9 protein-coding genes are annotated in these 10,875 nt (G+C 38.7%); 2 read left to right on the forward strand and 7 right to left on the reverse strand.

Annotated features, from left to right (window positions below; all coding sequences use genetic code 11):
* Together AC1DPQ_RS06525 and AC1DPQ_RS06530 are read right to left on the reverse strand one after the other, a co-directional pair.
* On the reverse strand, nt 1-977 hold a 977-nt coding region (locus tag AC1DPQ_RS06525; RefSeq protein ID WP_477608468.1), incomplete at its 3' end, for a carboxypeptidase-like regulatory domain-containing protein.
* Nucleotides 978-1,410: 433 nt separating this feature from the next.
* Nucleotides 1,411-2,424 carry a LacI family DNA-binding transcriptional regulator gene (locus AC1DPQ_RS06530; RefSeq protein ID WP_477608470.1) on the reverse strand — a complete coding sequence of 338 codons (1,014 nt, stop codon included), beginning with the start codon at nt 2,422-2,424 and terminating at the stop codon, nt 1,411-1,413.
* A gap of 294 nt (nt 2,425-2,718) precedes the next feature.
* Here AC1DPQ_RS06530 and AC1DPQ_RS06535 point away from each other — a divergent pair, with 294 nt between their 5' ends.
* The gene (locus AC1DPQ_RS06535) at nt 2,719-3,078 is read left to right on the forward strand and encodes a response regulator (RefSeq protein ID WP_477578171.1); all 360 of its coding nucleotides are present in this window, start codon (nt 2,719-2,721) and stop codon (nt 3,076-3,078) included.
* Between the two features lie 243 nt (nt 3,079-3,321).
* On the opposite strand, the gene AC1DPQ_RS06540 is transcribed toward AC1DPQ_RS06535, so the two are convergent.
* Nucleotides 3,322-3,675 carry a DUF6717 family protein gene (locus tag AC1DPQ_RS06540; RefSeq protein WP_477608472.1) on the reverse strand — a complete coding sequence of 118 codons (354 nt, stop codon included), beginning with the start codon at nt 3,673-3,675 and terminating at the stop codon, nt 3,322-3,324.
* 65 nt (nt 3,676-3,740) lie between these two features.
* Here AC1DPQ_RS06540 and dinB point away from each other — a divergent pair, with 65 nt between their 5' ends.
* The gene (dinB, locus tag AC1DPQ_RS06545; RefSeq protein ID WP_477608474.1) at nt 3,741-4,841 is read left to right on the forward strand and encodes a DNA polymerase IV; all 1,101 of its coding nucleotides are present in this window, start codon (nt 3,741-3,743) and stop codon (nt 4,839-4,841) included.
* Nucleotides 4,842-5,510: 669 nt separating this feature from the next.
* Here dinB and AC1DPQ_RS06550 read toward each other — a convergent pair.
* The 4 genes from AC1DPQ_RS06550 to AC1DPQ_RS06565 form a co-directional block, all read right to left on the reverse strand.
* Nucleotides 5,511-7,985 carry a glutaminase family protein gene (locus tag AC1DPQ_RS06550; RefSeq protein ID WP_477608476.1) on the reverse strand — a complete coding sequence of 825 codons (2,475 nt, stop codon included), beginning with the start codon at nt 7,983-7,985 and terminating at the stop codon, nt 5,511-5,513.
* A gap of 203 nt (nt 7,986-8,188) precedes the next feature.
* The gene (locus AC1DPQ_RS06555) at nt 8,189-9,022 is read right to left on the reverse strand and encodes a PKD domain-containing protein (protein ID WP_477608478.1); all 834 of its coding nucleotides are present in this window, start codon (nt 9,020-9,022) and stop codon (nt 8,189-8,191) included.
* Between the two features lie 13 nt (nt 9,023-9,035).
* Nucleotides 9,036-10,472 carry a PA14 domain-containing protein gene (locus AC1DPQ_RS06560; RefSeq protein ID WP_477580372.1) on the reverse strand — a complete coding sequence of 479 codons (1,437 nt, stop codon included), beginning with the start codon at nt 10,470-10,472 and terminating at the stop codon, nt 9,036-9,038.
* A 31-nt stretch (nt 10,473-10,503) separates the two neighbouring features.
* On the reverse strand, nt 10,504-10,875 hold a 372-nt coding region (locus tag AC1DPQ_RS06565), incomplete at its 5' end, for a DUF4983 domain-containing protein (protein ID WP_477608480.1).

Consider the following 10,875-nt stretch of genomic DNA (forward strand, 5'->3'; position numbering starts at 1 on the left):
CCTTTAAATGAGCCTGCAATGCTTAAACTATTATCGGTAGAAAATGCGTTCTGATAAATTTCATCCTGCCAATCGGTATTTGAACTGCCCAGTAACGAAGTAAATTTTTTACCATCGTCATAACTGGCATTGGGGTTCGCATTTACGAAATCACGGATCTGGCCTGAAGAAAGGATATCCACCTTTTTAGCAACCGTGGCGATAGAATTGTTGGTGCTAAAATTAAACACCGGTGCACCTGATGCACCTTTTTTGGTCGTAATTAAAATTACCCCGTTCGATGCCCTCGAACCATAAATAGCTGTTGCATTTGCATCCTTTAAAACGGTAAAGGTTTCGATATCGTTCGGGTTGACCAATGATAAAGGGCTTGGCGCATTACCAATAGCGTTACCACTGAAGGGAACCCCGTCAATTACGATAAGAGGATCGTTACTTGCATTTAATGATGCCCCACCACGGATACGGATTTGGCTACCTACTCCAGGTTGACCACTATTAGAGATAATGTTCACCCCTGCTACCTTACCCTGGATCAATTGTTCAGGCGTAGTAATGGTACCTTTCTGAAAATCTTTCGAGTTTACTGTGGTAATAGACCCGGTTAGGTTTTTCTTTTCTGCAGTACCATAACCGATTACCACAACTTCATTCAGTTTTTGTGCATCGGGGGCCAATTGAAAATTAACAGTAGCATTTACTGAAATGCTTACAGCTTTATCAAGGGTTTGATAACCGATAAAACTTGCAGATAGCGTTATCGAACCATTCGATAAACCTGCTAGTTTATAATTACCATTAGCATCTGTTGATGTACTTCTTGTTGTTCCTTTTACAACTACAGAAGCGCCAGGTAATGGCAGGCCGGTTTCATCAAGCACTTTACCAGATACCGATCCGGTTTGTGCTTTTACCATTAATGCTGAAAAAACTAACAGCACCAAAAGCCCCTGTTTTAACAGGTAAAATACTCTCATATTTGAAGCTCGTTTAAGTATAAAAATTTGGTTAAATATTATAGTGATTTACACATAGGCCTAATTTACAGCTGTTAATGATATTTCAAAATTTATTTAAAAAATATATTTCGGGCCAAAATATCAACAAGAAAATCAATGTAAAAATCAGCTTTTCGCCCCAAATAAAAATCTATATTAAATAATTTTTAAATTTCCAATAATCTGATAATCAATAAATTAAAAATGTTAAATTTTAATTTAAAGTGTAAATATTACACTAAGTCATTTTTGAAGCTTTTTTCGGGAACGTTCCCGAAAAAATTGGAGCGAAATTCAAACATCTTTCGGGAACGTTCCCGAAAATAAGTCAGAATTCTGCGTATTTTACACTAAGTGACAAAAATTTTTGAAAATTTTAAGCTGAAAATCACCCCCTTTTTAAGGGCTTTTTTTACCCGTTTACGGTCGAATTCCGCTTGATAATTTTAGACTCTAAAACCACCTCATTTGGTAGGTTCTTATCGGCATGATCATCTAAAATAGTAAACAGTAATTTAGCCGCTTCCTCTCCTATTTCGGTAGCGGGTTGAGTGATTGTAGTGAGTGAGGGATTTAACAAAGGAGCAATTTCCAAACTGGAGAAACTGATCACCTTTAAATCTTTTGGGATGTTGATATTGAGATCGTAACACGCATAGTAAGTGGCAARGGCCAAACGTTCTACTGAGGTAAAAACACCATCCGGTTTCAATTGCGTTAACGCCTCTTTAATGATAATGCTATTTTCTTCGTAACTGTTACTGCAATCAACTATCAGGTTTTCTTCGAAAGGAATCTGATGTTTAGCCAATGCATCAAGATAGCCCTGCATGCGTGTTTTACCTATCGATAAACTTTTATTCACCACCAGGTAGGCAATTCTACTGCAGCCCTGCTCTATTAAATGCTCAGTTGCCAGAAAACTGCTGTTATAATCATTTGTAATTACCCTTGGCGTATCAATATCTTCGTAAATCCGATCGAAAAACACCAAAGGCAGCCTTTTACTTCCAAATTTATTAAGGTAATTATGATCGTTAGCTTCTCCTGAAACCGACATTACAATACCATCGGCCCTACCATTGTGCAAATGGCGGATAAAAGTTACTTCTTTTTTATAATCATCATCCGTTACGTAAATCAGAATATGGTAGCCATTTTCTCTGGCTACGCGTTCAATACCGTGAATGGCCTGTGAGAAATAATTATTGGCCAATTCGGGTACAATAACGGCAATGGTTTTACTTTTTTGCTCCCTTAAATTACTGGCGTAGTGGTTGGGCTGATAGTTTAATTCTTTTGCTTTGGCTAATATACGCGCTTTGGTAGCCGCATTAATGTCACTATTATCCCTAAAAGCCCTCGAAATTGTAGAAGTAGATAATTTTAAAGCTTCTGCTAACTTCTTAATATTAATACTATCCATTTTTGGCCATTGAACCCAATTAATTTGAATTAATGCTGTAAATATAAACTTTAAATATCCGAAATATTTTATAAGCTTTAAAATTATACATTTCGTGTCCAATTTATATGGCCAGATAATCGGCTGTGAAATTCAGCCTCAAAATCTTTAATCGGCCAATGGTAAAATTGTTTAAATAAATATTCATTTTTTTTAAAACAAAAAGCATCTTTACCGCTTTAATAATTATACGCTCTTAACCATCTTCTCATTTACCGATTGAAAAACAAAACAATATGAAATAAAATTTACAAAATGGCAAATAAGAAAATACTCATAGCCGATGACGACGAAGGAATTGTTGATGCTGTGACGATGATTTTAGAAGTGATGGGTTATGATGTTGAATTTACATATGATGGCGGGGCGGTAATAGATGCAGTAAAAAATAAGCCAGATCTAATTATGCTCGATATCTGGATGAGTGGACACGATGGCAGGGATATATGCAAACAGCTTAAAAACGACCCTCAGTTTAAGGAAATCCCTATTTTAATGATCTCGGCCAGTAGAGACATCAGACAATCTGCGCTAGATGCCGGTGCCAATGATTTTATGGAAAAACCATTCGAGATGGACTCCTTACTTAATAAAGTAGAGGTATTGTTAGATTAGTTTGATATTACCTAGAACCGTCACCCTGACCTGTAGCGAAGCGGAAAGCTACTGAGTAAACCGAGCCTTAAGCTAGCTCACCGAAGGTAATTTATTTCAGGGTCTTTTGCATGATGATCCTGTTAGGGAAAAATTAATAATGGTGAATCAATATTAAAAGAATTGCAGTTAAATGGATCCTGAAACAAGTTCAGGATGACGAACGTAAGGGAGGTTTACATAATAGAATCTTAATGATCACACTTAACTAATCTCCTTAAAATAAATCCGTTCAGGCAATTGCTTAAAAACAAATTCCGTTACCTGGCAAAGCCAAAGTTTATGGTTCTTAAATTCTCCTCTAAATTTTTCTAACAGATAGTCGCCACCACCGCCCAAATTCTCTTCCCGGACATAAACAAGATCTAAAATTTCGGCATTTTCAATAGGCACATCAGCCATCAGTAATTTGCATTCATCCCCGGCAATCGCTATCCAGTTCAATAATTCATCGGCACCCTCTACCATTTGCAGATCGGCTATATCTCCTCCCCATTCCGGTATATCGGCATACCATTCGTGCTTTGCATTTTTATAAAAACGAATTGCTCTCTCCATATTTTGTAAAGAAAAAAAATCTAGATCAATAATCCTGATAAAAATCACGAAATTTAGATCATTGCATGTCTGATTCAACTCTACCGGTTTTAAGAAAAATAATTCATATCGATATGGATGCTTTTTATGCATCTGTAGAGCAACGCGATTTTCCTGAATACCGGGGAAAGCCCTTAGTAGTTGGTGGCAAGCCCGATAGCCGAGGCGTAGTTTCTACAGCCAGTTACGAAGCGCGGCAATATGGAATCCGCTCTGCAATGTCGAGCAGTAAAGCTTACCAGCTTTGCCCGACAGCAATTTTCGTATACCCCCGTTTTGATGCCTATACCGCGGTTTCGAAAGCGCTTAGGGAAATTTTTAGCCGGTACACCGATATTATAGAACCCCTTTCGCTGGATGAAGCTTACCTTGATGTAACGGAAGACAAGCTCGGAATCGGATCGGCTATTGATATTGCTCAATCCATTAAAGATGCGATTAAAAATGAGTTAAACTTAACGGCTTCGGCAGGCGTATCGATCAATAAATTTGTGGCCAAAGTAGCTTCAGATATGAACAAACCGGATGGTTTAACTTTTATTGGCCCATCGAAAATTGAGTCTTTTATGGAAAAACTCCCGGTTGAAAAATTTTTTGGGGTAGGCAAAGTTACCGGCGCCAAAATGAAGGCCATGCAGATTAATACAGGTGCAGATTTAAAAAAATTAACTGAAGCCCAGCTTGTTGCCCAATTCGGGAAATCGGGAAGATTTTATTATAAAATTGTTCGTGGTATTGATGAACGCCCCGTTCAGTCGAATCGCGAAACCAAATCAGTTGGTGCAGAAGATACCTTTTCGGAAGATACCAATGAAGATTCGGTGATGCACGATCTGTTAAAACAGATCAGTGAAACCGTGGCCAAACGTTTGGAAAAATATCAACTCAGTGGAAAAACGGTAACCCTAAAAATCAAGTTTGCCGATTTTAAACTGATTACGCGCAGCCGGTCTTTTGCCCAACCGATAAACAAAGCAGAGGTAATTTATGCTGAAGCGATTAAACTTTTGGAAGAGGCCGCTATCGGCACAACGCAGGTGAGGCTTTTGGGCATTACCTTATCGCGTTTTTATGATGATGTAGAGATTGAAAAGCCAGAAAGTAATCAGCTGGAGTTTGAGTTTTGATCAGATAAATCATTATTGTGATGAGCTATTTCAGCCGAAGAAGTAATCTTACAACAAACGCTATGATTTTATTTCGGTCGGTGAGACACCAACCGATAGGATAATTTCCTAGTTTAAAAACACCAATTTTCATTTGGAGCGCRAGGCCAGTACAAATCAATAAGTTTCTTCCCGTTTTACGCTTATACGCTTCGCTTCCTCGTKCCTCGTTGCTGCAGGGTAACGCTGCAACCRGGGCTATTGGSCCAAAACAGCATTTCATTTTCGGGGTTGTTGGGTGCAGAAACCCTTGTTCCTAAACCTGATTGGAGCGAACACGATTGCAACGGAGTAAAGCGTAAAGCRGGACYAAYSGCCTCCAAGAACCACARGCCASTCATTTYCTAATTCTAATAGCTACTCAAATAGCTTTTTTTGCTTGTATACATAAGCTGTTTATTCGGTTTGTGAGAACACAGACTAAGGAATAGATTGCTATGGCCAACCCTACATTAAGTTTATGCATTTTTCCATTCGTGCCGTCACCCTGAATTCATTTCAGGATCTTTATAGCGGGAAAGATGCTGATCCCGAACATTCGGGACAGCATGACGATCGCGCTCTTATCAAACATAAAAAAGGCCCTACAAAAATGCAGAGCCTTTAATTGTTAATTTTAAGGGGTAAAATTTATTTGCCAGCTAATTTATCGGCAAGCATTTTCATGTAAAAACCGCCTACTACACTCCGGGCTTTAAAATTATCGCGGATACCGGTATTTGAATCATAAAAATCGTTTAAAGGCACTCTCGACTCAGTTTCGATAGCGTGTTTGTAAACCGGGTGAACCAAAGCTTCGAATTCTCTTTGTGTAGGTGCAAAAGTAGCAGTCCACAAGATCCAGTCATTTTTAGTGTAGGCCTTTCTGCTATCCAACGGAATACCATATCTATTTTGTTTAGTCAGGTAATATTTGGTTTCGGTTTCGTATATCTTTTGCGGAAACAGGTTTAACTTCAGCACCTTATCCCAAACCAGGTTATACTTCTGGCTCCATGTATTTTTATTATCAAAAGTTAAGGCGTAGTGATCGCCAGCATCGGCCATTTCTATCCATTTTGGCACCATACTTTCGGCAATAGCCCTATATTTTTGGGCTACATCATCATAACCTAATGTTTTGGCCATCTGCGCATAACAGGCTATACCTACAATCGCTTTTACCGATAAGTTGGCATTACGGGCCAGATGACCAGCAAAATCATCGGTACATAACTGCGTTTTTGGATCTAAGCCCTCTTTGGTTAAATAATCAACCCAGGTGGTTAAGGTTTTCCAATGCGCTTTGGCATAATTGGCATTCCCCTGTGCTTTGGCAATTGCTGCAGTTAAAATAATCATGTTGCCCGATTCTTCTACAGGCATTGGCTCGCCATAAGTTTGTCCGTTTGCTAACGGATAGGTTCCCAGATCGTGAGCTGCCCAAGGGTGAGGATATTTTCCGCTTTCGCTGAAATAGAAAATACCATTCAACATGCCCTGTAACAGTTCAGGATTATAAATCAGGTACAATGGTGCCGAAGGGTAAGTTACATCAACCGTATTGATAAAACCACCACTGTTGTTTTCCTTAGATAACCATAAAATTTCACCCTGCGGGCTCTTTACCAAGGTATGTGCAGCAATGCTCTGGCGATAACCTAAAACACATAAATCGGCATACTCTTTACCACCTGATTTTAAGGCATCGGCATACAAAGTTTTGTTAAAAGCTTCACACTTCTGAATCACGTTTTTATACTCGTCTGCAGCCGCGGTTAGTTGCGCTTCGATGGTTTCTTTACCTGAGGTATTCCACCATGGCCTTAAATTTTTATTGAAGTATTGAACAGCATAAATTTCATCATAGCCCAGTTCAACATATTTTTCTACCGCAGCTTTACCCACTGTTCCAAACGGGATAACAGTATTTAATGCGAGCATTTTGCCCTGCTTAGCGGTTGAAGCTGAATTTCCTTTTCTAAAAGCATCGGCAGCATCTTTTTCGGCTGTTACAAACTGGATGGCGTTGCTGGTTTTTGGTGCAGCTACGTAAAAGTAACCCCAATCGATCCGCATATCGTCACTTGCTTTTTGAAGAACCGGCTGCTCAACCGTTCCCGTTTTTAATACCGATAATTTGGCCGTGCTGTATTTGCTTGCTGTAACTTCTTGCGTAGGACGATAAACCGCAATGTTTGACGATGCACTGAGGTATACTTTTACCTGGTGGGTTTTACCATCATTTGCTTTTACCTGATAGGAAACGTAAGAAACCGGACGGGCAAATAAACCCAAATCGTTCATTAACAAGGGAGAGGTAAAAGTTAATTTTAAATCAACCTTCCCGCAGGTAAAGTTATAAATGGTTTGTGTGGCATTAATATCAACGCTTTTCTGTTTGGCTATCTGTACTTTTTCTGCATTGTCTTTTAGCTTTTCTACTAAACCAAAATCGAGAAAACGGCCACCTGCAGTATTAATGAGGTGGATGGCGATTACATTCGGTCCGGATTTTAAAGCACTTTTATCACTATTACTTAAGGCAATATATTGGAAATTATTGGTCCAGCCTTCTTTGGTATAGATTTTCTTCCCATTTAGGTAAACCTCAATATTATCATCGTGGTTTATTTTTAAAAACAGTTCGTTTATTGATGCGGGATTAGCTACGTTAAAGGTTCTTCTTACCCAGATATCATGCGATTTCCATAATGTTTTCACATTTTTAGCATCATCTCCTATTGGTGCATTACCTGTTTGCCAGTTGCCTGCCGCATAGTTTGCAGCTTTCCAATCGCCCTGAGGCTCGGTTTCTGTATAGTTAACTTCGAACCCTTTCTCATCAGAAGTAGGCACAACTGTTTTATAACTGGTACTCTCTTTACCTAAAAAACGATAGATACCACCATCAACATTAATCAAACCCAGTAGTGAATGGTCGGCACCCGTCCAATGTTGGGTAGCAGATTCGTTTAATTTATCGGTGTTAGACCAGATGCTAAAATAGGTATTGTGCGTAATTAAGGGATAAGCCGGGGCTTTCCGCTCCTGTGCCTTTAGCAAACCGCCTACAAACATGCAGCCCAGTATGCCTAAGAATTTTAAAATGTTGGTTTTGTTCATAATTGTGTGTGTTGAAATCTGATCGTATATTTTGGTTAGATTTAACGTTAGTTAAACGTTTTACTAAAGTATAAAATATAATTTACTTTTTGCAAGAGAAGCCGATTTTTTAATTGTCTAAGTGACATTTAAAATCGATCCTCAAAAAAATACATGAAGTGATTAGCTCCATGTATTTTCAAAGGGTGTATAAGATTTATAAACTAAGGCTGTTTTTTGTTGATGGTCCACTCAGATAATTGGAAAACCCTGCTTCCCCTGTTTGCTTTAATATAAAGACGATAGAATTTATAGGCTACAAAGTTGTCAAAATAATACCTTTTGGTCACTCGTCTTTCATTTGAGTTTGCCCATGGGCAAGTGGTTACAGTATGTAAATCGGTATACTGAATACCATCTACCGATCCCTGTAAAATCCAGTACCTAGGGTCTCTATCCTCAGCGTCGTTTCCTGAAGTTAAGGTATAGGCGCCAACTACCTGTGGTGTTGCAAGTTCGAAAGTACATCTCTGCGTACCATCAAAACCTGCCTGCAAAAATTTGGTGGTAATATCGCCATCAACCAGCTTTTTCGATCCTTCATCAGAGTTAGGCCCAGCGCCAGCTTCCAAATTTACAGAGAATATTCCACCAATGGTTTGYATATAATTCTCTCCAATTTTGGTTGGGTCAAAATTAGGATCTACAATATTTAACAAGACTTCTTTTGCAGCAGAATAGCCCTGCCCATTTCTGGTTGTTAAAGTAACTTTATATTTACCTGGAAAACGATACACGTGTTTTGGATTAACCGCTACAGATGTACTGTCATCGCCAAATTGCCATAACAAAGTTTTATAGTTTGTAGAAGAACCCGTAAACTGGTATTCTAAAAACTTTACCGTATCCGGCCTTGCAAATGAAAAACCTGCAGTTGGTTTAGGTTCGTCTACCACAGGAATAATCTCTTCTGCATCTTTCTTACACTTTACTGTTGTAATTACAATAAGTATTAAAAGAGATAGAATACTGAATAATCTTTTTGTGTTATTTTTCATATCTTATTAATATTTAAGGTGTTGGAAATAATTGAGATTTTGGTATTACTCTTTTTGATAAAATATTTGGCACTTCAATTTCCAGATAGGCTTGTTGCCCACCTACGTTTTCGCGATGATGTGCTTCAATGGTATAACGTTTTCCGCGTTCTAAAAATATGGTACCCTTACGCGTATCCTTATCCCACTGGGTGGTATAATCGTTCACCAAAGGAATTCCGTTTACATATAATCTTGATCCATCATCCCAACGGGTTTGGTAGAAAGTATATGTGCCGCGTACCGGAGCTAAAAATTCGCCTTTCCATCTACTTGCAAAGTTATCCCTGCTTAACTTAGTTCCGCTATCATTTTTTACATTGTCTGGCCATCCATCGCCACTAAAGTTTATGGTTTCATCAATCCTTGTCACAAATGGAGCACGTCCGTCGTCCGGATCCAATTGCGTATTGGTATAATATTTTGCTGTTAAGCCAGTACCGTTCCCGGTGATGTAAGAGTTATTATCCAAATTTACATTAGGATCTACAACCACTATTAATTTACTCTTAGTTGGGTGAATAACATGATTGCTTGCCTCACCAATACTGAAGGCGAATGCAAATTTCTTATTTGCAACAATGTTGGCATCAAAAACCGGCCATGGGATCTGAAGTCTGACGATCGCACTCGAAGCTCCTGTAGCAAACCGAACCAAAGTATCAATGCTATAATCTTTGGCAGCCAAATGTATTGCATCTGCAGGCAAAGTTCCGTTGCCAACTAAAGTAGCAATGGTATCTATGTTCTCTTTGATTTTAATATTGAAAGCTGTTGATGGTTGGTTTTCTAAACTTACAATAAGTGGAATCGTTACCCCGGCAGGGCCCACAATGTAATCGCCCTGGTACACTACATTATAGGTACCACCGCCATTTAAAGTTAAATAGTGTAGATCGGTAGGTTTTAACAGATCGGCAGTATTGATAATAACCATAATGGTAGATTTGCCAGCAGCAATTTTATTTCCTTTACCAGGAGCTGAAAGCTTTAAGGCAAAAACAACTTTTTTACCATAATTACGCTCCAATACTGACCGGCGAACAATAGCGATACCTTCGCTGTTATCGGTCCCATAAGCCACATTGATCACATTGGGATACTCTACCCCCGCAGATGGCATTAGGATTGCATTTGTAATGGTTCCTTTATTAATTAACTGCGTAACGGTATCGTTATTTAAAGTTAAACCTACCTGAAAGGCCTCTTCTGCAACGCCAGTTAAAGAAATTTTAAAAGGAACTTTAATGTATTCGTTATCTATGGAAACATTTCCGGCAACAATACCTTCTCCTGTTATACTCCTGGTATTAGGATCTGGCAATTTTAAATCATCTATTTGTGATTTGCGACAAGAATAAATACCCACTATGGCTAAACTTATCAATGCGATATATATAATTTTTTTCATTTTATGATATTTTAAATGATCAGCAAATCTGTTATTGATCTAACCAAACCCGTCCGTCAAGCCCCCATGCTTGTTTATTGGCAATCTTTAACCAGTTTATAATCTGTGCGGGTATATCTGATGTTTGAGGAACAAATATGGCCAGTGTTTCTGGCGCCGGAGGGCAGATTAAATCGTTAAAATTCTCCCAGGCATAGGTCCCCTGAAATTTAAAATCATGTGCCTGAGAACTTATATCTGCCATGATATTACCATTACCATCCGTTGCGGGCCAATACCCCACCAGAAAATTAAAGTATGGATGACTTTGATCGATTGAAGTTTGACAGGCATAATTGCCGATCATTCCATCTGGAACAGAAATTTTAAAAAAGCGGATGTCACTTACATATACATCTGGTAC

The sequence above is a fragment of the Pedobacter sp. 01T416_2 genome (assembly GCF_056398925.1).

Bases quoted from the DNA above. Each gene is read 5' to 3' on its own strand.
- AC1DPQ_RS06535 (WP_477578171.1), top strand. From the start codon at position 2,719: ATGGCAAATAAGAAAATACTCATAGCCGATGACGACGAAGGAATTGTT.
- AC1DPQ_RS06540 (WP_477608472.1), bottom strand. From the start codon at position 3,675: ATGGAGAGAGCAATTCGTTTTTATAAAAATGCAAAGCACGAATGGTAT.
- dinB (WP_477608474.1), top strand. From the start codon at position 3,741: ATGTCTGATTCAACTCTACCGGTTTTAAGAAAAATAATTCATATCGAT.
- AC1DPQ_RS06550 (WP_477608476.1), bottom strand. From the start codon at position 7,985: ATGAACAAAACCAACATTTTAAAATTCTTAGGCATACTGGGCTGCATG.
- AC1DPQ_RS06560 (WP_477580372.1), bottom strand. From the start codon at position 10,472: ATGAAAAAAATTATATATATCGCATTGATAAGTTTAGCCATAGTGGGT.